Source organism: Pseudoalteromonas umbrosa (assembly GCF_030125375.1).
Classification (GTDB): Bacteria; Pseudomonadota; Gammaproteobacteria; order Enterobacterales; family Alteromonadaceae; genus Pseudoalteromonas; species Pseudoalteromonas umbrosa.
The window spans coordinates 408481-430271 of sequence record NZ_JASJUU010000001.1; the positions used below are offsets into that span (position 1 = coordinate 408481).

The 21791-nt window shown below is 36.5% G+C and carries 17 protein-coding genes; 12 read left to right on the forward strand and 5 right to left on the reverse strand.

Features of this window, described 5'->3' with window-relative positions:
* Positions 1–1431 precede the first annotated feature (1431 nt).
* The 3 genes from QNM16_RS01790 to QNM16_RS01800 all read right to left on the reverse strand — a co-directional run bounded on the left by QNM16_RS01790 (position 1432) and on the right by QNM16_RS01800 (position 5010).
* Positions 1432–2001 carry a hypothetical protein gene (locus tag QNM16_RS01790; protein ID WP_284018886.1) on the reverse strand — a complete coding sequence of 190 codons (570 nt, stop codon included), beginning with the start codon at positions 1999–2001 and terminating at the stop codon, positions 1432–1434.
* A 20-nt stretch (positions 2002–2021) separates the two neighbouring features.
* The gene (locus QNM16_RS01795) at positions 2022–2303 is read right to left on the reverse strand and encodes a helix-turn-helix domain-containing protein (RefSeq protein WP_284018887.1); all 282 of its coding nucleotides are present in this window, start codon (positions 2301–2303) and stop codon (positions 2022–2024) included.
* A 1138-nt stretch (positions 2304–3441) separates the two neighbouring features.
* Positions 3442–5010: a hypothetical protein gene (locus QNM16_RS01800; RefSeq protein WP_284018888.1), complete on the reverse strand. Its 1569-nt coding sequence runs from the start codon at positions 5008–5010 to the stop codon at positions 3442–3444.
* A gap of 369 nt (positions 5011–5379) precedes the next feature.
* Here QNM16_RS01800 and QNM16_RS01805 point away from each other — a divergent pair, with 369 nt between their 5' ends.
* The 4 genes from QNM16_RS01805 to QNM16_RS01815 all read left to right on the forward strand — a co-directional run bounded on the left by QNM16_RS01805 (position 5380) and on the right by QNM16_RS01815 (position 13323).
* Positions 5380–9288 (forward strand): hybrid sensor histidine kinase/response regulator transcription factor, encoded by a 3909-nt coding sequence (locus tag QNM16_RS01805; RefSeq protein WP_284018889.1) that lies wholly within the window; start codon positions 5380–5382, stop codon positions 9286–9288.
* A gap of 601 nt (positions 9289–9889) precedes the next feature.
* Positions 9890–10093, forward strand: coding sequence for a helix-turn-helix transcriptional regulator (locus QNM16_RS26440; protein ID WP_369291455.1), 204 nt, complete (start codon positions 9890–9892; stop codon positions 10091–10093).
* A gap of 227 nt (positions 10094–10320) precedes the next feature.
* Positions 10321–11073: a hypothetical protein gene (locus tag QNM16_RS01810; RefSeq protein WP_284018890.1), complete on the forward strand. Its 753-nt coding sequence runs from the start codon at positions 10321–10323 to the stop codon at positions 11071–11073.
* Between the two features lie 723 nt (positions 11074–11796).
* On the forward strand, positions 11797–13323 hold the full coding sequence (locus QNM16_RS01815) for an alpha/beta hydrolase (RefSeq protein WP_284018891.1): 1527 nt from the start codon (positions 11797–11799) through the stop codon (positions 13321–13323).
* A 506-nt stretch (positions 13324–13829) separates the two neighbouring features.
* Here the strand turns inward: QNM16_RS01815 and QNM16_RS01820 are convergent.
* A complete protein-coding gene (locus QNM16_RS01820) occupies positions 13830–14735 on the reverse strand; it encodes a DUF1444 family protein (RefSeq protein ID WP_284018892.1) in 906 nt (301 codons plus the stop codon).
* 535 nt (positions 14736–15270) lie between these two features.
* Between QNM16_RS01820 and QNM16_RS01825 the strand changes: the two genes are divergently transcribed.
* Genes QNM16_RS01825 through QNM16_RS01840 form a run of 4 tightly spaced genes read left to right on the forward strand, consistent with a single transcriptional unit; the run spans position 15271 to position 19053 of the window.
* Positions 15271–16683 carry an AAA family ATPase gene (locus QNM16_RS01825; RefSeq protein WP_284018893.1) on the forward strand — a complete coding sequence of 471 codons (1413 nt, stop codon included), beginning with the start codon at positions 15271–15273 and terminating at the stop codon, positions 16681–16683.
* Positions 16684–16694: 11 nt separating this feature from the next.
* A complete protein-coding gene (locus QNM16_RS01830) occupies positions 16695–17612 on the forward strand; it encodes an MvdC/MvdD family ATP grasp protein (RefSeq protein ID WP_284018894.1) in 918 nt (305 codons plus the stop codon).
* Between the two features lie 8 nt (positions 17613–17620).
* Positions 17621–18655: a hypothetical protein gene (locus QNM16_RS01835; protein WP_284018895.1), complete on the forward strand. Its 1035-nt coding sequence runs from the start codon at positions 17621–17623 to the stop codon at positions 18653–18655.
* An 8-nt stretch (positions 18656–18663) separates the two neighbouring features.
* The gene (locus tag QNM16_RS01840) at positions 18664–19053 is read left to right on the forward strand and encodes a hypothetical protein (RefSeq protein WP_284018896.1); all 390 of its coding nucleotides are present in this window, start codon (positions 18664–18666) and stop codon (positions 19051–19053) included.
* Between the two features lie 51 nt (positions 19054–19104).
* Here the strand turns inward: QNM16_RS01840 and QNM16_RS01845 are convergent, their stop codons facing one another.
* Complete coding sequence (locus QNM16_RS01845; RefSeq protein WP_284018897.1) at positions 19105–20088, reverse strand: phage integrase; 984 nt, start codon at positions 20086–20088, stop codon at positions 19105–19107.
* A gap of 74 nt (positions 20089–20162) precedes the next feature.
* Between QNM16_RS01845 and QNM16_RS01850 the strand changes: the two genes are divergently transcribed.
* Genes QNM16_RS01850 through QNM16_RS01865 form a run of 4 tightly spaced genes read left to right on the forward strand, consistent with a single transcriptional unit; the run spans position 20163 to position 21774 of the window.
* The gene (locus tag QNM16_RS01850; RefSeq protein ID WP_155732822.1) at positions 20163–20303 is read left to right on the forward strand and encodes a hypothetical protein; all 141 of its coding nucleotides are present in this window, start codon (positions 20163–20165) and stop codon (positions 20301–20303) included.
* Between the two features lie 6 nt (positions 20304–20309).
* Positions 20310–20822, forward strand: a complete 513-nt coding sequence (locus tag QNM16_RS01855; RefSeq protein WP_284018898.1) for a hypothetical protein — start codon at positions 20310–20312, stop codon at positions 20820–20822.
* Positions 20804–21073: a hypothetical protein gene (locus tag QNM16_RS01860; RefSeq protein WP_284018899.1), complete on the forward strand. Its 270-nt coding sequence runs from the start codon at positions 20804–20806 to the stop codon at positions 21071–21073. Before QNM16_RS01855 ends, QNM16_RS01860 begins: the two co-directional genes overlap by 19 nt.
* An 8-nt stretch (positions 21074–21081) precedes the next feature.
* Positions 21082–21774, forward strand: coding sequence for a phospholipase D family protein (locus QNM16_RS01865; protein ID WP_284018900.1), 693 nt, complete (start codon positions 21082–21084; stop codon positions 21772–21774).
* Positions 21775–21791 lie beyond the last annotated feature (17 nt).

Genomic DNA, 21791 nt, shown 5'->3' on the forward strand with positions numbered 1-21791 from the left:
TCGATAACCAAAGTACAACGATGGCCTCTAGCAAGCATAACAGTGTAAGAAGGGGGCTAAAAAGGTTATAAGTAAACGGCATTGAAGCGATGATATCAGAGGTATACAAACTTACTTCGACTAAAGCAATAAAAGTAATTATTGAGCATGATAGATAGATAAACAGTAATGCGCCTTCTTGTTTTGTGAAGTAAAAATTATAGTAGACATCTTTAAAGAATTGATTGTATTTTTTGAGGTTCGCAACAATTATGCGTCTTGCAAGTACGACGAATATATATGCCCAGCAGCTTAGAAATACCCAAAAATAGTAGTAACTTCCACACTCGATAGCGAACTTAATCGAAATAGTATCTACAAACTCAATGCAGACTAGAAAAATGAGTAAACAGCGTGTATTAATGCTTTTCCAACCGACGAACAGAGCAATAAGCATGACAGGCAAGCTAATGAAGCTGATGGCATGATAGATAGAGTTTATGGCAAACGCTTCTAGCAATTTGAAAGGCCCTTCGTTTTAGTGCACATAGAGTGTTATTAGACAGTTGTGAATGCTATTTTGGCTAGTCTATCAATAATAATTTTGAGTTTGGATAAAAACCTTTGAATTATCTGTAACATTAGATGTGCTCGTATACTCTTTTGATTAGACTCAAGAGTATATTTAAAAATTGCTATATCATGCTAGGCACTATCACTAGATATTTTTATGGCTCGTGTTATCTATTGATATCGGTCAACTTATTGCTTGATGGCATATAAGACATTGCAATTAAATCGCTTTTGTTTTTGCAAATTATGGGTAATTGTGAACTCTGGGGCAGGATCTTTTTGGAGGTAGTATTACAAGTTTACGAACTTTTCTAGTTTATTTCTGTTCTCAAAGTCAGATAAGTTTCAATTATTATAAGTAGTAAAGTCAGTAGGGGGTAACACTCTGACTTTCATTGTTTTTTTTCAATTTTACACGGTGCAATTTTAGCGACACAGTTGTAAAAGGTTTCTAAGTAATACTCATTGTGGCTCTGGGGGAGAGGCTTAAACCTTACCTATCAAAACGAGTTTAAAGAGTACTTTATAAGGTTAATAAACTTTAAACTCGTTACACGATGGAACTACAAGATTAACTTCTTAAAAGTAAATAATAAAAACTACTTACTTGGGCTCTTCAGAAGCCGGCCCACTTGTTCCAGTACTAACACAACCTGCGACTTTTTTTGCATCAGCAAGTGAAAGCTCTTTGAGTTTTTTCGTAGTAAGTTTCATATAATTCCTCTATTTCAAAATTGATATAATGCTGCTTAATTATCTTTACTAGCTGGTAACTATGGAGTTTTCCGAACTTTACCTATGATATTTTCAACTTTAAGTATCACAGCTAACAATTAAACTAGACAAATATATCAATTTTTTAGAGCTATGAACCTTACCTTACGTTGAATAGCTTCTATTTTTATCTGACTTTTCGGTTTTACTAGTTATCATTGTCCACAAGCTTTTCGTTGCTAGGCTTAAAATTAAAAAAGCTTCCAGAAGGTGCGCTAGAGTTAATACTGGTCCATAAACATTGCTTATAATCGGAGTTTTAGGAATTATGGCTGCCGTATACAGAGATGCCTCTATAAATGAAATTAGGCAAAGCAAGGATGATATGGCAAATAAAAATATCAACCCACCCTCTTGTTTTGTGAAGTTATACTCAGAGTGAATTTTTTCAAATATCTTCATCTTTGAGCTTAGGTTTACAGCAATCAATCGCCTTCCCAATACGGGTACTAAGAATAGTAAATTCCCAAATGCAGCCCATAGGTAAAAGCTGTTCCCTAAGCTAAATGCAAAATCGATGGTCAGTACATCAAGTGCTTCAATAACTAACATAACAGTTATTAAGTAGCGCACGTTAATGTTTTTCCATGCAACAATTAAAGCAATGATATATAACGGAACCAGCATATGCGCTATAGCATCATATATTGCAGAAAAATTTTCGTAAGCAAACATCAGAAGTGTCCTTAATCTCTCTAGTTTCTTTTATTTTCAGGTTGCTGACTATCGAGTAGTTGCTTGGTTTTTTCTTCTGGACTAAACCCGCAAATAAAGCATATTAAAAAATAGCTCGTTAACGGTACAGGGGTTTTGCCTGTTTCCCAATTAGATATAGTCGCTTGGTCTACTGCAGGAATAAGCTTTTGACCTAATTGACTTTGAGTGAGACCAGCATCCTTTCGCATCGATCTGATCGACTTGGCTGCTTCTCCCCATAAGCCATTAAACAATCCTAGTTGTCGAATCTTAAATTTCATATGTCCCAACATTACCTTTTTATAACAAATTTAACAAAAGCTACCACTAAAAACACTGTTATTGCAAGCATTTATAGATAATTGGCAGTATATATTAATATAATCATGTATTGGCTTTGAAATTAAAGAAAGCTACTAATATACCTTGGGTTCTCAATATTAAAATTTTCATTTTCATGTTAATTCTATCAAGGTGTATTTGATAAATAAACCTTGCACTAAAAAATATTTGAAACTTTGGTGATTTTGGCTTTAATCCTAAATTATAGATTTTTTAGTCTTGGTTGTAAGTGATTTTGTTGTGGTATTTGGTATTATTTTTTTATTTTTCATCTTGTTTAATCTGTATTTTTGTTTTTTTTTGGTCAGTTAAAGTAAATAATTGGTGTTTTTTACACTCCGGCTAGCGACTTTCATTCGAACTTACTCGTACTATTAGTTGACCTTAACAGTTGATGGTATGTGCTGCTTCTTTGTAATTAATTTGTGCACTTACCTCTTAAATCTTACTCATGCTGGCTGCATGCCTTAGCTATTTCGGCACAATTATAAACTTTACCAGTGAGCTTTGATCATTGTGTGCTTTAGTGATATTTGATGATTGGAACAGCTCGGTAACCATTCAAGGTGTGTTAGTTCTTTACCATTCTAAAGCAAGTTAAATAGGTGACTCATTTAGAGTGAAGTTGTTTTTGAAGCAAACAACTTCGAAAGTGCTTCTAGTAAATACACAGGGAATAGCGAAGGTTCTTTTGATTGCGCACTGAAATAGTTTTTGTCAAATACGCCGAAAACTAGCGCAGCACAAGAAATGTCAAACCTTAGCTTTTGATTAGGCTTTGGGGGTTGGGCTTTATCTAGGTACTTCCACAGGCCTACCTATTCCACCAGATATTCCACCAGCTACTTTTAGTAAATCTTTTGTTGTTAACTCTACCATAATGCGTTTCCTTACATTTCTTGTTTTAAAATTCTCGGGCAGTTCAACATGTAAATCGTAAAAAGTAAACCCAAAAAGGGGCTTGAGTATGGCTATGCTAGAAAAGAAAACGGCTTGAATGTTTCGTATAGACAAAAAACGGTGTAACTCGCGTACGTTTCACACCGTTTATAGGGAGATCGTTTATTTTAATGTTTTTTAATCATGACTCTCACAGCTTTCCCAAACCTCACCGTCAGTGCTGCAGTGCATGATATACGTGCCATCATCTTGATAAGTTTGACGGCTCCATGTGCCATCACTGTGTTTAGATGTTGTGATGCGATTATCACCAGAGTCATCCGTAATACGTTTGTGCCAAGAATTAAACGGGATAGTGACGTCATTATCAAACTCATAACCTGATTGTGCAAAGTAAAGTGCTAGAATTAACACATCTAATATGTTTGGTTTGTCAGCTAAGTTGGTCCAGTCATCTAAGTCAGAAATTGTATTGCTGTCTTGTGTAAACTCAGCTAAATAATTAATAGAGCCTGTACTATATTCGACCGATAAGCCACGATAAACGGCATCGCTAAAGTCCACATCGTTGTCACAAAGCTGATCTTTCGAAGTACGGTTAACAGACTTATAGTTATCAAGCGAGTAGGTTACCCCGTCAATTGTAAAACTAAGTTTTTCCGAATGGTGACAAAGACCGAGATCATCAGAACTGTTTTTTACCATATCAGCAGTTCGGCTTAATGAATGACCATCACCCCAGGGCATGTGTTCAATTTTACGATCGTAATGGACATACAAAACATGCTCTAAATCGTCATCCATACGGACTGTTTCATCAACGATGGTTTGATCATCTTTACCGAAAATAAGTACTCTTCTGTACCAAACTAGCTGAGACTCATGTGTTTGTTCTGATGGCTTATCTTGATAATGAAGTACACGTATCTCATGGGCGTCTAGGTAAGTTTTTGCCAAAGCCAAATGCTTTTCAATGCTTGCTTGTAAGCCTTTTACGATATTCTCGGCTAATTTCTGTAAGCTTTCATCGCCACTTTCAATGTAATCACTAAATAGTTGTGCTTCAGATATATTATAGTGTTCAATAACTTGAGCAGTGCTTTCTTGCATAGCTATGTGTAGTTGCTCTTGAAGCTGGTTATTTTCAATAATCTCATCACAACTTGATTCATTAAACGGCTCTGTTTTATTCAGCGATTGCCAAAGTACAGTTGTGAGCGGTGTGATGTGCAGCATGGAGGAGTCGTCAAGGCTGCTTAGCGTGGGGGGTAATACCATTTGATATGCTTTTGTAACTTCGCCTAAATCTTCATCAATTGCACCAACAGGGACGTCAACATAGGTCGGTACATATACAGCACATTTTTTTTGCTCTTCTGTTAATTCAAGCTGATAGCTACCTTTGTCAGTAGAGATAGTGAATGGCTCATTCTTATCTTGTTTGGCGTTATTATTTAAGTCAAGCCATACAGTTGCTCCAGTTACGTAGCCATCGATGACCCTACCACGTCTTGCATATCGGTTTTCATCAGTTGTCACAGGTGGCTTCGTGCTATCTGTATTATCATTTGTTTGATTAGCGCTGCTACTCGATTGGTTAGTGTTATTGTTAGTTGGTACGTTATTGGAAGTCTTACTGTCTAATTGGATAGAGGGGCCGCTTGTGCCACCATTTCCGCCGCATGCAGTGAAAAGGGAGCTACATAAAAGTGCTATGGATAGCGATTTAAATTTAGGTGTAAACATGCATGTTCCTTGTTACGCAGGTTTATTAAGTGACTACTTAATTATGTGTTTCTAATATAGCTTTACTCAGTCTGCAATTGTAAAGCGCTGATGTATGAGCACAATTTTACGCAATATGGGCTAAACGGTGATAGCTCAAAATAGACAAAAAAGCGTAATTATCTGCCTAAATTAAGAATTTAGATTCCTGTTTGATATTTATTATGTTGTTGCTATTATGTCAACTAGGAACAGGAGTTTTCAACCTGAAGTTATAAAAATAAGCATATATAACAATAATCTATCATTATGGTTCTCAACTATTTATTGCGTACTTTCTTTAGTTACTTAATTGTCATTAGCGCCTTTTTTTGCACAAAAAGCGTTGCGGTGCCTAACTTATCATCCGTATTGGGTGTGGGGGATGGTTTACCTAGCAATCGTGTGTTTGATATAGAGCGAGATAAACTTGGCTATATGTGGTTGGCAACAGAGCAGGGAGTAGCCCGTTTTGATGGAACGCAAGTTATACATTTCTCAGCACATGCGACACCTGACTTGAGCTTATCTCTTAAAGTCCGAGATTTATTATTTGACTCAAGTGGACAGCTTTGGGTAGCAGGGAGTCAGGGGTTGGAAGTACTTAAACCGCAAAGTGAGCGATTTGAGCCTGTGATACCTATGGATAAAAGCTCTGCATTCAATGTATATAGTTTATTTGAATCTGCTGACAAAGTGGTATGGGTTGGTACAAAAACAGGCTTGTATAAGGCTTTAAATTCGGCGCTTTCTTATGTAGATCTTAAATTGAATACAGCATCAATAACGCCACATGTATTATCTATTGTAGATACTGAAGACGATACACTGCTGTTGGCAACCGACACAGGCATAATGTCGGTTGAAAAAAGTACTAATGAGGTAACGTACCTCACTGATGAATCTGGGAAAATTGTCTTTGCAGACAGAATTTGGCGCTTAACTGATAGGTCTATATGGCTCGCGACGCATGGAAAAGGACTCGCGACTTATGATCTGAACAACCACACCGTTGAATTGCGTTATCTAGATCAAAATGAGTTTGATACCGTTGGTTATGTTTTTGACTTGGTGAAAAGCGATGATCATATACTGGCTGCATCTTTGAATACTGGTTTGCTTAAATTAAATAGTGGCGACGTCAAAACAAGTAAAGGTTTACCCCCTTTACTGACGATATTTCAAGATGAGCAGGTCACCGCATTTGGCAGTTACAGCGAAGGGGTAACACTTGTATCTATAAATAAGCGAGCCACTGAAAATAGTCTCTTTGCCCACCCCAGCGAAACGGAGCAGTATGAAATTAATGATATTCTCGCTGTGAGTGATGACTTATGGTTCGCGGATCAGTTGGCTGGGATTTGTCGTTATTCAATCGAAGGTGAGTTTAGCGCTTGTCTTGATACGGAAGATTTATCTGCACAAGCATTGGCGCGCTCACCTGATGGAAGTGTCTGGGCTAGTTTATATAAAAGTGTTGTTCAAATTGACCCAACATCAATGGCGATTATTCAGCAATACGACTTAGCAAAGTCTCAAGTACCTGATGCAATATATTCGATTGCAATTCAAAACGAAGATGCAATATGGCTGGCTCATAGTTTTGACGGTCTGACACGGTTGAATAATAAAACAAACAAAGTCTCTCGTTTTCATACAGGTAATTCAGCTTTAGCCAGTGATGAAGTGCACGATATTGCGCTTTTTAAAAATACTTTGTGGGTTGCAACAAGCAGTGGCTTACAAGCTTTTGATGTCGTCTCTGATGAGCTGCTACCAAAAAACGAGTTTGAGCTAAGTATTCAAAATGCAGTTTACGACCTCACCATTAGCCCAAATGGCGACCTGTTTGTGCAGACAAACGTTGGTTTGCATGTATTTGATTTAAATTCACAGCTGTGGCGGACTTTGCCTGATAGACTCAGTTCGTTGACAGATACGAGTATCGCATTTGATGATACTGGTGATGTCTGGTTAGCCAATAGCCATGGCATATTGAATTGGTCGCCTTATGCTGCCCAAAGGCCAATTCGTTATTTTGACAAAGGTGACGGGCTTTATGCTCAAGGTTATTTAGCCAGTGCTGGGGTGGGTTTAAGCGAACAGGTCATATTTGCAAGTGCGGATGGCTTTAGTATTTTAACTCCGAGCCAACTGACATTTACTGATGCATCGCCTAAAGTCAGTGAATTTGAATTAACATTACCAAACGGAACAACATCAAGGTATTTTAATCAGACTAGTTTAGACGATTTACCCTATGATCATGCTAGCATGCGCTTTGTATTAGCAAATACAAATTTCTCAAGCCCGTCAAAACAGCGATTTAAGTACAAACTTGTGGGTATTTCAAATACCTGGGTTGAGTTAGGTGAAGGCCGCACTTTGATGATCCCAAAGCTTAAACACGGCAAGTATCAGTTATTGCTACAAAGCACAGATAGCGATGGTAATTGGTCAGAAAATACAGGGCATTTCTCGTTTGTAATTCAAACACCATGGTATGCGACCTATTGGGCATATTTTATGTATTTCTGTCTAATTGTGTTGATATTATTAGCGATTTACCAAGTCCGAATAAACGCTCTTCGACGCATTCAATTTGCGCTAGAAGCTGAAGTCGCTGCGCAGACTAAAGAGATCAGTCAGCAAAACACATTACTTACACAAAAAAGTGATGCGTTAGCGTTGGCACAAGCTCAACGAACTACGCTTTTACGAACATTGTCACACGAACTTATGACGCCAGTTTCTTTAATTCAAGGCCCTGCGGAACAACTGGTTAGGCTTCAACATGCTGATGAGCGTGGAAAAATGGCAAATATTGTGGTCAGTAACGCCAAGCGTCTGAAAATATTAATAGAACAATTGATGCAGGTTTCAAACTCTGAAAAACCAGTTTCACAGGTAGACGAAAAACTTGAGCTGCCGACTATGCAATTTAGTCTGTCAAAAATATGTGTAGAGCAGGTTGCCGCGTTTACGCCTTTGGCTGAAAAAAAGCAGATCTCACTTGTTGCTAATATTGATAAAGACATTGAAGTCGCAGCATATCCCGATCAACTTGAAAAGTGTGTTAGTAACCTTATAAGCAACGCCATTAAGTACAGTTTTACAGGCGGTGAGGTTTTAATTGAGCTTAAGGTTTTGAAAGATGAGCATACTCGACAGTGTTGCTTGCGAGTTAAAGATCAAGGAATAGGTATTGATGAAAAGGAGCACCAAGCTATTTTTACACCAGAATACCGAACTCAAAATGGACGTGAAACAGGAGTTGGTTTAGGGATTGGTTTGAGTGTGGTTAAAGCTGTTGTAAATGAATTGGATGGGGAAATTGATGTAAATTCAGCATTAGAAAAAGGCAGTGAATTTTGCGTCACTCTGAATACTTTACCTAATAAAGCGCATCTAGGACTAACAATGTCAGCAACAAATACTCCTGAACAAATGAGCGAGAAAACCTTGCTTATTGTGGATGATACACCGGATATGTTAGTGCTTTTAAACAGTGTATTTGAACCTCAATATAAGGTGATGCAAGCTGTGGATGGTGTGCAAGGTGTTAAATTAGCAACTGAAACATTACCAGATTTAGTTATTTCAGATGTGATGATGCCAAACTTAGATGGATTTGGTTTACTGAGCCGCATAAAGGGCAATGAATTAACAGCACATATTCCAGTAATATTATTGACTGCAAACCTTAATGAACAAAAAGAACTAGAGGGGTTGAGTCGTCAGGCGGATGACTATATTACCAAACCGTTTAGTATTCAGGCTTTAGAATTAAAAGTGCGTAATGTCTTTTTACACCAAGCCGCTAACTTAGCTAAGTGGCATGCCCGAATCGATAATAAAGATATCAAAAATAGCGATTTACCCATCTTACCCAAACTTAAGTTTAAAGATGAGCCACATATTTATGACTTTTTAGATAAGTTAGATAAGGTGATCCATCAGTATTATCAAAGTCCGGATATAACAGTTGCTCAGCTTGCAAAAGAGATGGCTTTGAGTGAGCGTCAATTACATCGTAAGCTATCTGCAGTATTATCAATGGGGGCGAATGAATATTTACGGACTTATCGTTTATATCAGTCAGTTACGCCACTGCTACATGGTAAAAGTGTTGCACAAGTTGCTGATTTAGTTGGTTTCAATTCCTCATCTTATTTTAGTGCCTGCTTTAAAAAGCACTATGGCATGACAGCTAAAACGTATGTTCAAAAGCAAAGAGATAAACATAAAGTGGAAATGTAAATCGCCTTTCTACCACACATATTAGGTTGGTTAAGCATGTAGCTACTACCGTACACAAGGTTCAATATGGTGAATTAGAATGAGCTGTGAGGTGAAGTTGTGATGTTATGAATAATTTATTTAAAACTCAAGAGTGAAGTGACTAGTGCATATAGCTATTTTAAAGTCCCTTATTGTGGTTTGACCTCCGCATAACTCTTAATTACTATGAATACCCTTTGATTTACTGGGCTTATTAGCCATTTCTTTTTGGATTAGCCTGTATTGACTCTCATGTTTTTTAGGCCATCACCACTTATCATATTCCTTTTCCTCTTTCCTTTTATTTTTCGGAGATTTTTCCGCATGCCAAGTTTCATAATGTTTACATTAATATTTCACTTGTAAATATTTGGGTGTTTTTTCGATTTAGATATGGCTTTTCGCTATTAGGAGGCGGTTTGTAAATCGATTAGGCAGTAGGGATTAAAGCTTTTAATACTAAGAAGCAAGTTTTGCTTGTTATCGACAACCACTTCTATAAGGAAAATGTATGGTTAGTAGATTTATGAGACATGATGCAGTGAGACGTAGACTAGTCGTTAATAAATTAATGTTGGAAATGCAGCATAATTTAAAATTTATAAGGAAAAATAATAACTTAACGCAAAAGCAACTAGGCGATAAGTTATGTGTTGATCAGGCTACAATTAGTAATTTTGAAAACGGGAAAACCTATATGACTATAGAGCTCGTTTATGAAATGTACTTAATTTTTGGAAATGAATTCTCGTTACCCTGTATAAGGTACTTAGGTGATAAATAGCCGATATTGTTTGATTTTAGCTTGATTGGCTTGGAGCTCAGGAAAGGACTGCCTATGGGTAGCATTAACCCTATTTATATTTTATTGCCTAGCATTTTTTGGCAAAAGTTGAAATTGGCGATTAGCCGATATTGACAGACGACAGCTTGGAAATATAGTAGGAACGCAGTGTCTATTAATTGAGCATTTTTGGCACTGCATCCACCCAAAATTATAAAGGAATGATAATGACTAATAAAATAGCTTTAATATGTGCCATGGCCTCTATGTCAGCAGTTTCTGATGAAGTGATTTACGATACAGACTCACAAGCAGGGAGTAATACGTATTATGCACAGGGTCCAATTAGTGAAGTTGAGGTGCAAAGCCGCAGCGCATCGTATCTTTCAGCACGATTTTTCGTATCTGGAGCTGATGTGAACTGCCCCAAAGCGCAAGTAATAAATGAAAATACTTGGCAAGTGTTGGCAGAGTTACCTGTGCAAGGAAACACTGCCATTACAGGTACGTTACCGAGTGGTTTTGAAAGCACGCCTAAGTCTTTACAGATCACTTGCCATAGTGACAGTAAAACTTATTCGGTATATCACAAAATTCCCGCTGCACCGGGCATTAATTGGGAAAGCCAGATTACGGTATCAAATTGGGTAAATGGTAGTCATGCTGGGTACTATGCAAATATTAACTATGTTTCAGCAGCTTTTGTAAATAATAATGCACCAGATGGCCTGTGTACTTTTTCAAATTTAGTCGGACAAACTCCTAGTGTTATTGAAAGCAAACAAGGGGTGGCTTTTAATAGTGCACATTTTACTACCGAGGGCACGGCTTTAGCGGATGGGCAATATGTATATAGATACGTTGTATCTGAAATTATTTGCAAAAATGCAGGTGGCACTACGCGTGCTGTTGAAGCCTGGGACTTAGGTTATGATCATAGCCCAGCACCAGATCGAGATTATACAGTTTATTCTTATTAACTCGCATGTTAAGAAAGGCTACCTACTAAACTTTAGATTGTGTAGAGGCTGTTATAAAGCCTCTACTTATTATAATGCAGACTGAAATCGATTAAGGCTTTGTGGTTATGTTGATATATTCTGTCAACTATCTAACTTATTATCTTGGTATGAATATATTATATTGTCCATATGAAATTAGGCTGCTCTACTACGCCATTTAACTATGACTTATTTGGCCTGTAATGGCATATTCATCGGTCAACTTGTTTACCACAGCAGATTCAAAGGGGTTAATATCATAAAGGACGCCCTAAATTGTTATCCAGACTCTCATTAATGGGTAATGTACTTCATTAATTTATTACCTGTGATTATAAGTGTGTAATTTGAATTGCTACATAAGCTATTGATTTTAATGTTGAGTGTTAGATTTTTTAGTGGCTGGATTTCGTATGGTAACCCTATTTAGCGTATTTAAATACTTAATTCTCGACAGGTTGTATTGTTTTTTGTTTTTATGACCTCATATTATGATTAATAAATTTTTTCATATTGCGCGATGAGGTATATGGGTTGAAAGTAGTATGTGAAAATGATTGTCAAGCTTATAGAAGTCTGCCGAACTCCATATCAATGAAACTTAATTGTTATGTTTAGAGGGGGCCACATTTTTAGTTTTATCGGCGCAGGCAGTATATAAGAAAATTTTAAAACCGTTACAATACAAGGATACTTAACTACATGCTCAATCAAAAGCTAGGTAATCTGACATTAGCGTCTTTAAGACGTATTTTACCTGAAACTCTACCTAGAGAGTATAAGCTATGTTCTAGCAATAGATATTTTTATGCTCTTTATGATGAAGATACATTTAAAGTCATCACTAATAGAGGTGAGTATAGCTTTGATATATATGAATTGTTGGAACTTTTGAGTGACGTATTGGTTATTGAGAGTGTCAAACCAAAGCCTTACATGAATACCCACAAACATGTTAGTTACAAGCTGCCAATAATTCTATGGTTATTAGAGATGTATAATGAAAATACATTCGATATACCTTCTGAAATGGTCGAGCATGCTTTTCGGTCTGAGCTTGATATGGCTACAGGGTTTGACTCAATAGAAGAAGTACGAGCACTACATAGGCAAAAAGTTTTAAATGAAACTAGCTTTAAATTACCTTCAAAAACTTCACAATCTGAAGGCGTAGAAGTCATCAAATATAAAGATGACATTGGGGTCGATTTAGGTGCACGTTTGACAGAAGAGGAACAAGTAGACAGCACATTAGTTAACGTTAAGTATGCAACTACGCGTGAGGTGTTAGATACAGAGTCGCAGCAATATATCAATGAGATATCAGAAACTGTTAATTATGGTCATGCGCAATTATCAATACCCATAGATCACGTTTCTGGCAAGATAGAGCGCCCAACTATTTTTGAGAAAGCTTTGAGCATTTTCGGTGTAGAGGCTGAAAAAGTATCTAAACATATTGTGATAAGAGATTTACAGCCCATGGATGAAGGTGATTTTTTATCTGATTTTAATGGCTCAGATTCTGCGCTTATTTTCATACACGGTTACAATGTGTCTTTTGAAAGTGCTTTATATCATTCGGCACAGTTAAAGTTCGACTTAGCATATAAAGACGAGTTTGTGCTCTTTAGTTGGCCTTCATTTAGTTCGTTAAAAGACTACGCAGGTGACAAAGAAAGGGCTGTCGGTGCGGGGGAGCATCTCGCGAAGTTAATTGAAGATGTCTCTAACTCAGAAGTGAAAACCATCTATATTTTAGCTCATAGTATGGGCAGCTATTGTTTATCTGAAGCGATTAAATACTTAGCGAAGTCAGAGCCGGGCTTGCAGGCCAAGCTACGAATTGCTTTGGCAGCGCCAGATATCGATCGACAAGCTTTTAAAAAGCAATACGCCGCTCGTTATTTAAGTTCGTCTGAAGGCGTCTCTATTTATGCTTGCGAGAAGGATAAAGCATTGATGGTGTCTAAATTGGTCAATAACTCCGATCGTTTAGGGTTTTCTGATCCAATAACCGTTGTAGATGGAATGGACACAATCGATGCCTCTCCATTAACTAATAAGTGGCTGAATAAATTTAAGCTAAATCACTCTTATATATTTCAGCATAACTACTTAATTACAGACTTATATCATTACTTTTTTGACCGCAAAGCTGCCAGTCAAAGGAGGCTCAAACCTAAGCAGTTAAAAGAGCAAATGTACTGGGAGTTACACCCTTGTTGATTTAGTGTCATGGTTTTGCAACCGCTGCGCATGCAGCGCTAACGATAAAAAGAACTTAAACGCAAATCTAAATAAAATTGTTTTATATTTTAACTTTGATCATAAATATATTTAATAATATAAACGGCAAAGGCCTGTGCTTTTATTGTTGACAAAAATAGAAAAAACAATAGTATTCTTACTCCACATACAAAAGGAAGTTATATCTATGTCTAATAATAAAACGCTAAAAGAGCTCGACAAAAAATACTTAACACAGGTTTCTGGCGGCCGACTAGGTGGCGTCATAATCAAGAAAAAGAAAGACGAATAGTTTTTTTGAGTGCTAATCATCTTGATTGATGAAAGTTAGAATAACATAAGTGGGCTAGATATTTAGGCCACTTTACGCTTATCTTTTTCAACTTTTATACTTATAAAAAACCTGATAGATATATTGGAATAGTGAAAATGTGAAGTAGTTTATGGCGCTACACATGCAATTGCATACCACGCCATTTATAAGTTTAAAACTGGATGCGTTTCAGCTCACCATCATGATATTCATACGCAAATGGTGACACGTTGTATGATAGGTTTGGATATTCAGAGTAAGCGAGCATAGCAATTTGATAAAGACCAGCCTCGTCATTCATGGGTACAACTAGAACACTGCTTCTATTGGGTAATACAATTCCAATAGGGCCCTTAAAGGTTGCTTTAACCTGTTGTTTAAAGTAATTGGTAAACACTGCGCTTGCTTCGTAGATTTCATCTGCAACAAACATATATAAATTGCTGCTTTCATCTTTTTGATCAATCTTTTGAAATCTTGCACCTATCTTTTCTAAGTATGAATCTAAATTAGCTTGAGCAATCTGCTTTAATTGTTCAGGAGATAAGTTGAATTCATCTAACTTTTCCTTACCAACATACTGAATACTTGTGGGGGTATCTATGGCTAACATTAGTACGAGCTCATCATTAATGGGCTCATAGTAAAAAGGAAAAGGAACATTTTTATCACCGGATTGATTAATTTTAGCGGTGAGCCCTTCAATATAAGAGGTCGGCTTTATGACAGGCTTTAATTGGCTAATTTGTAATTTAGACTCACCAGTTAATAAGTTAACACTTTTACTCGAATTGATATGATCTGCAAATATATCTGCAAGTAAACCTCTCTCCTGAGAGTACCTCAAATACGCATTTGTTAAATCTGTAGAAAGGGTGATGCCTTTGTCATAAGTGATCTCAAGTAATAAGTCATCGGTTACTTCGAGTTTTGCATCTTTAAAGTGTTTTTTTGCCTCTTTCAAGTAGGCTTGTGTAAACGCTTGTTCTGATAATAACGAATGAGAGCTTGGTGATGAAACCGCATAAAACGAAGACGATAGTCCCATCGCCACAGAGAAAAGTAGGGCTTTTTTCATTATTTAAATCCATATAAAAATACTTCTGGTACAGAATAACGATAATTATCGTTAATGTCTTTGGTTACTCTTTTTATTATATTTTTAATGGATTAGCGGGGGCGTGCTAAGCTGGAATGGTTACAAGCTTTTATGAAGTTGGCTGACTAACTTGGTCTGGTTTTGTAGGGTATCACTGCGCTTAATCAAACTACACCTGTTAGCTTGGGTGTGATTCACAAAGAAAAAACAAAAAAGCCAGTTAAAGGAGTTCTCTAACTGGCTGTTTTATAACACTTAATGTGGTGGAGCTGGGGGGATTTGAACCCCCGTCCAGAAAGCGTCGATTTTAATTAGTATCCATTAAAATCAATGATTTATATCAAATTCAACAAGTTAAAAACTCATACAGCCTACGTAAACCTTGTGTAAACTATTAAGTGTGGGCACAATGTGGTCAATGTTGTGGTGTATAGCATGAGCAATGATGTGCTTAAGATTCCTTGGTTCGTTCAAGTTAATTGACTCAACCTTACGACAAGTTTAAGTGAAAAATATGGAAATGTATGAAATTAATGAAGTCTTTACTCCTACCAAGCCAGCCCGTGCTAATTTTGTAAAAAGAAAAGTTCTGGATAAACGTGTAGGGAGAGCATTAAAAACACCTGGTATGCAATTAGTGCTGTACGGGCACTCAGGTTCTGGTAAAACAACATTGCTTCTTAATAAGTTAAAAGAACTAGAACTCTCATTTTTAAAAACTAACTGTACAAGTAATATGTCATTCGATGATTTATTATCAAATGTGTATGTTAATTTAGATAAAGAATTATCAACTAAAGAGATTGATAAAAATGACCAAGAGGGGGGTGGTGGTTTAGGCATCCCAAAAGTTTTTAGTTTTAACTCCAAGAGTACTGTTGGTTCAACGTTAGAAAAAAGTTTTGTATCAGCATATGACTCTATTGAGTTGTCTCTTGCGAAGGCCATTGGTGAAAATGATGCCCTGTGGGTTATTGAAGATTTTCATAAACTTCAAACTAGCGTGAAGGAAAAGTTGTCCCAGTTAATGAAAGTATTCATGGATCTGTCGGATGAATTTCCCAAATTAAAAATAGTCGCAATTGGAGCGAAGAACACTGCGAGAGAAGTTGTTGAGTTAGATTGTGAAATGCAGACTAGGGTATCAGAAATACATGTTCCATTGATGAGTGATGAGGAAATCAGTCGGATTATCAATAATGGAGCTGAGCTGCTAAACATATCTGTAATCACTCATGTTGTAAATGACGTAGTTGAACACAGCCATGGTGTGGCGTCAATTTGTCACCAGTTATGTCTCTTAATGTGTGAATTTGCTGATATAGAAGGAACAGATGCTTTTTGTTCTGATATAGAGCTAGATTTTCCACATTTTAACTATGCAGCTACCGAATATATTGAGCAGGTTTCTGATACTTTAAAGTCAGCATTTCAAAAGGCTGTAAAAGTAGATAACTCATATGAAATTCTTGCTTGCTTGGCAAGTGGTGATATTGAGGGAGTAGAAGTAGTAGAAATACTTGAGCATATAAATGAACATACAGATAGTGTCGAATTGTCAATAGAAGAGCTAAAAGAATCTTTGAAGTTACTATCAAGTACAGAATATGGCTCGGTTCTGTTCTATGTTGAAGTTTCAGAAAAGTATAGTTTCAAAGACCCATTTTACAAGATGTTTGGCAAACTATTTTTAAGTGCGTTTTCCTCAGGTAAGAAGAAGAAAAGTAAGGCGGAGATCTTCACTCTTTTTAATAAGCTGATTGATAAGGCAAAATCTAATTACACTAATTCAGATAATAGCATAACCCCCACCGAAAGTTATTTTGATGAAGATAATGCGTTGCTTGAGAATAAATGGAAAAAGTCAGAGCCAAAAATAGAAAGGAAAGTTCATGATAATCACAATGAAAAGAAAAAAGATTTATAATAGGTGAGTTTTTGAAATATTCAATTCTTATTGTTACTAGTTCTTATGATAAAACAGTGGATTATTTGCAAGGGAAATTTCCTGAAGTGAATTTCTTTAGGTTTAATGTCGATAAATTCTCAGATTATAAAATTTGTGCTTCTGATGGTGGGTTTATAATAAGTAATAAATGCAATTCTATTACTAATAGCACCTGTGCATCAATATACTATAGGAAGCCTTCTCTAGAAGATTTAAAAGGTAAAATTTCTGAAGAATACTTGTATTTCGTTTTCAAGGAAGTTTTTGCATTGGTCGATGGTATCGTAGATGCTTTCGAGGGCTATTGCCTTACAAGGCCTAGAGTGTTTAGGTATGCATCAAACAAAGTAGTCCAGTCATCAATTGCTAAAAAAGTTGGTTTTAAAATGGCTAGACATGAAATTACAAATGATAGTGGTAGTGATTTCATGTCTAAACAAAATAGAATTGTTAAACCAATAGCTGTAGGAAGAATAAAAAGAAACGAGCATTTTGAATTTGTGCAAACAAATATGGTGGATGAAAAATACTCAGTGGATTTATTAAAGTATTGCCCTTCTTATTTTCAGGCTTATGTCGAAAAAGACTATGAATGCAGACTTACAATTGTTGGGGATAGTTTCTTTTCAGTTAAGATTGAGTCGGAAGATAAGATTGATTGGAGGGTCAGTGACAACAAAATATCATATTCATTAATAGATGTGCCCAAGGCGGTTTTAGAAAGATGTTATGAGATGATGAGTGTTATGGGAATCGAATTTGGATGCTTTGACTTTATTATTAAAAATGAGGAATGGTTTTTTTTAGAAGTTAATGTTAATGGTCAGTGGGCATGGTTAGAATTTGAGTTGGGTTTAAATATATCAAAATCTATAGTTTCAAAGCTTGATGTTTATAAATGTTACTAGGAGGGGGTTTGCGTTTTATAATTAATTTACTTTGTTTTTTGTTAAATCATTCTCCAATTTTAAATGTAGCTGATGATGGCAACTTTGGCACAATAGAATTATCAAAGTTAAGAAAGGAAGGTAATCGATTTAGATTTTCATTGTTTTGTTTTGTTTGTGGTTCTCGTATTTTATACTTTGCAACGTATTGTTCAAGGTCACGTAAACTTAGATGGTTTTATAATGACCAGTTTGTCGAGGTTGGAGATGATGAGATTAAAAAGTTGCGAGACAGCACAATTGCTGGTCTTGGTATAAAAGATGGTAATGATACAGGATACAAGTACCTGTCTGATTTCTATAAAGAAAAGCTTTCTCAGGAAAATGCTAGAATATCAATTTCCATGCAGAAGTTGACTAGTTATCGTTCATTCTTGCTGTTTCTTGCTGCTATTCCTGCCCCACTTTTTAATATTATCATATCTGGTTTTGGGGTTTTGTTCTCAATTTTATTATACGCTTTTTATTATTTAAATTGTTTTTACTTATATAAAACAATTAGCTCTGCAATTAGCATTAGGCAGAGGTATCTGTCTTCTGCAAATGATCAGCCCTTTGAAAAATTACCAGAAAAATCGTTGGCTCAGTTGTACCTTTATGACCTCGTTAGCTACAGGAAAACTTCAGAATTTAAGGTAGCAATGATTCGAAATGCAGAAAAATACCTTAGAATTTTATCTATCTCTTTATTAGTTATATTTTTCTCATATGTTTTAGTTGTGTTGAAAACTTATTCTGGAGGGAAAGAAAAGGTAAGCTCAAGTGAAATAGCCTTTGTAGTTTATAACGATTTGGGCCAGTTAGATATTAAAGAATACACTAAAATGATATCAAAGGTATCAGAACACAAAGGCGAAATTAAAGTTATTCTTTGTTCAAAAGCTAACAAAAAGTCGTCTATTGAAAAGATGTATTCTATAATCGATTCAAATGAAATTTCTTTGGTTTATATTGAATCAGAAAATAAAAGCCATTGTACAGGCGAAGTATTGATAGTTTTATGAGAGGGACCATGAAGCCTTATATTATGAATTACAGCAAGAACACGGTTGACTTAGTAAATTTTTCGAATAGTTCAACTTTCCAAACTAATCAGAGTGAAGACTCAGATGATTCATTTATTGTTAGTGGCGTAACTTCGCTGACCGAAAACAGTGAGGGCTCAGACGAAACCTATATCAATGGCTGTACAAACATAATGGTTGGGTCATCAGAGAACAGTGTGAATGACAGTGCTAAGTTAGGAACTGTGCAGACCTATGTTGTTGAAGACAGTGATGAGAGTATGGTTCATTGCGGAACTTTGCTTACGAAGTCATGTGAAGACCAAGATAACGAATATATTGGAACGGCTATGACTCGAATAAGTGAAGACAGCGATGAAAGCTTTTTGCCGATTTGATATTAGCAAAGCAAAGTATTCTAGTTTTTATACACTCAATATTGAAATGTTCTAGAGCTTTGGCCCAAACCTAATCACATCTTCTAAATGACTCGGTGCGAAGTGCGCGTAAACCATCGTTTGCTCAATCTTCGCATGTCCTAGTATTTTTTGCAGTACTAAAATATTCCCGCCATTCATCATAAAATGACTTGCGAAGGTGTGTCGCATTACATGTGTGCATTGGCCTTTTGGTAAGATGATACCAGCTCGGTCTATTGCACGTTCAAACGCTTTTCTACAGTCAGTGAATAATGGGCCTGTGTGTTTGGGTATTTCGTCGTACAGAGACTTTTTGATTGGTATGGTTCTGTTCTTTTTGCCTTTGGTCTTGAAGAAAGTTAAACGGTAAGAATCGCCTGATTTAATCACATGGGAACCGTGCAATCCGCATGCTTCTGAAATCCTTGCTCCGGTGCTTAAACAGATCTTAGTGACGACCTCTAGGTTAGGGTGTCTTGCACCTTTTATAGCTTCAAATAGCTTTTCAATGTCTTCGTCAGTCAGGAATGCTAGTTCGGTCTCTTGTATCTTTATTTTGGTGACCTTGGCGACAGGGTTTTCATATGAAATGTCGTTTAGCTCAATGAGTTTATTGAACACACTTTTTAGTAGTGTAAGTTCATTGTTTGCTGTTTTAGGTGAGATACCGCTTTTAAGGCGTTTACCGCGCCACTCGCTATAGTCATTTGCTGTTAGGTTTTGTGCGACAGGGTTTTTAAGTGCAACCGCAATTGCATCTAGCTTATTTTTGGTGAGCTCTGGTTGTGTGTAGGTTCTTCCGTGTACGTCATACCACTTGTCTATAACTTCAGAGAGGCGGCGTTTATCATCTTGCTTTTGCATCCAAGGCTTTTGTTGCGCCTCTGCAACTATGTGGTTTTGATATCGCTGTGCTTCTGAACGCGTTTTAAACGTTTTTCTAACCCGCTTACCTTCACGGCCCCACGGTCTAATGTCTAGAAAATATCCATTTTCTACCTTTTTTATAGACATACAACTCAACCTTGTTGACAAAAAGTTACAAAAAATTAATATGTTTGCATCGCATACATAAGGAGGTTATAGCGATGTCTAATAAAAAATCAATCCAAAAGCTCGAAAACAAATATTTTAATATGGTTTCTGCTGGTCGTGATGGGGGGTTAGTTGTCATCCCTAAAACACAAGCTGTTCCAGAATATCCTATTAATAAAACCCGAAAACCTTAATCAATTATGGTAGAAGTATTCCATTTTAATGATTGGGAACTATCGCTAGATGTTGGCTGGTACATTTTTATTGTATTTATTCTATCTTGGCTAATATCGTTTAAAGTTGGCGCGTCAAAGTCTTCTAAAATTGCATTGACTGTTTTTATGATCTCTCATGGTTTAAGCAACGCAACTGGTAGTGTAGATTTTGACGGAGTCAATTATTTTGTATTAGAGGCATATTATCTAAATTGGTCTTTGTATGACTCAGCAACGGTACTAGCAATATACTTTTTACATTCAGGATTAAAAGTTAGGCATTCTGGTGCGGTTAAAATTGCATACGCGCTCAGTATCGTAAATATGTTTAGTTATTTGGCCATGCACTATTTGGCCTTTGAGTTGAACTACACGTCACACTGGTTTTATCCAATATACTCAGCAGGAATTAATGTCACAGCGTTATTGATAGCGGCATCTCTACTGCTTAACCCTGATAGTTACCGATTGAGAGCCCTATGCAGTTTGAAGTCTTGATTGTTATTGTCTTCTTATTCCTATCTATTTTCGCACTTTACAAAGCGTGTAATGAAAGGTGCGATGATGATATTCCATTAGAGGAATTGGCCATGATATTGCTTTCTGATTATAGACGTATATTGAAAATGCCAATTAGCCTAAGGGTCGATGCAATGGAAGAGTGGAAAGGCCGATTTGAAGTGTATTGTCATCGTTTGGATGCGTCGGGTTCTAAACAACCAGAGTTTAATATTCAACTAATCAAATAGAGGGAATTATGAGTAAGTTTTTAAACACAACAGCTATTAACTATCACCTAGAAGAGCTTATCAAGTCTGCAAGTGAGCGCTTGATATTGATAAGTCCTTACCTAAAACTGAATTCACGTATCAAAGAGCTACTAGAAGATAAGGATAGGATGAAGATTGATATTCGGGTTGTCTATGGCAAGAGTGAGTTACAGCCTGAAGAGATATCTTGGCTAAATAATCTATCATTCGTTCGTACTAGCTTTTGTCAAAACCTACATGCTAAGTGCTATTTAAATGAAAAGTCGGCAATTATTACAAGCTTAAACCTTTACGAGTTCAGCCAAATAAACAATAACGAGATGGGCATTCTCGTAGAGCGTGATGAGGACGAGGCCGTTTATCGAGATACATACGAAGAGTGCCAACGGATCATCCGTATTAGTGATGAAGTTAAAATGTCGATTGAAAAGGTGGCAGCCCAAACAGAAGAAAGCGTAGAGGCCGATACTCAAAAGCTAACAACATCCAAACTGGCCAAGCAGCACAAACTCAAAACATCTGAGCTTATAGAGAAGTTGGATGGCCTTGAATATTTAGAGTCATCTGGTGATGGGTTTAAATTAACAACCAAGGCAATTGAGGTAGGTGCAGAACAAAAGTATAGTAAACGATTTGGTAGTTATTTTTTATGGCCTAAGTCACTTAATTTGAATGTGTAGAGATATGCAGGGTTAAC

What these genes read in the sequence shown, in the direction of transcription:
- QNM16_RS01790 (WP_284018886.1), bottom strand. Translation starts at nt 2,001, where the DNA reads ATGTTTGCTTACGAAAATTTTTCTGCAATATATGATGCTATAGCGCAT.
- QNM16_RS01795 (WP_284018887.1), bottom strand. Translation starts at nt 2,303, where the DNA reads ATGAAATTTAAGATTCGACAACTAGGATTGTTTAATGGCTTATGGGGA.
- QNM16_RS01800 (WP_284018888.1), bottom strand. Translation starts at nt 5,010, where the DNA reads ATGTTTACACCTAAATTTAAATCGCTATCCATAGCACTTTTATGTAGC.
- QNM16_RS26440 (WP_369291455.1), top strand. Translation starts at nt 9,890, where the DNA reads ATGCAGCATAATTTAAAATTTATAAGGAAAAATAATAACTTAACGCAA.
- QNM16_RS01810 (WP_284018890.1), top strand. Translation starts at nt 10,321, where the DNA reads ATGACTAATAAAATAGCTTTAATATGTGCCATGGCCTCTATGTCAGCA.
- QNM16_RS01815 (WP_284018891.1), top strand. Translation starts at nt 11,797, where the DNA reads ATGCTCAATCAAAAGCTAGGTAATCTGACATTAGCGTCTTTAAGACGT.
- QNM16_RS01820 (WP_284018892.1), bottom strand. Translation starts at nt 14,735, where the DNA reads ATGAAAAAAGCCCTACTTTTCTCTGTGGCGATGGGACTATCGTCTTCG.
- QNM16_RS01825 (WP_284018893.1), top strand. Translation starts at nt 15,271, where the DNA reads ATGGAAATGTATGAAATTAATGAAGTCTTTACTCCTACCAAGCCAGCC.
- QNM16_RS01840 (WP_284018896.1), top strand. Translation starts at nt 18,664, where the DNA reads ATGAAGCCTTATATTATGAATTACAGCAAGAACACGGTTGACTTAGTA.
- QNM16_RS01845 (WP_284018897.1), bottom strand. Translation starts at nt 20,088, where the DNA reads ATGTCTATAAAAAAGGTAGAAAATGGATATTTTCTAGACATTAGACCG.
- QNM16_RS01850 (WP_155732822.1), top strand. Translation starts at nt 20,163, where the DNA reads ATGTCTAATAAAAAATCAATCCAAAAGCTCGAAAACAAATATTTTAAT.
- QNM16_RS01855 (WP_284018898.1), top strand. Translation starts at nt 20,310, where the DNA reads ATGGTAGAAGTATTCCATTTTAATGATTGGGAACTATCGCTAGATGTT.
- QNM16_RS01860 (WP_284018899.1), top strand. Translation starts at nt 20,804, where the DNA reads ATGCAGTTTGAAGTCTTGATTGTTATTGTCTTCTTATTCCTATCTATT.
- QNM16_RS01865 (WP_284018900.1), top strand. Translation starts at nt 21,082, where the DNA reads ATGAGTAAGTTTTTAAACACAACAGCTATTAACTATCACCTAGAAGAG.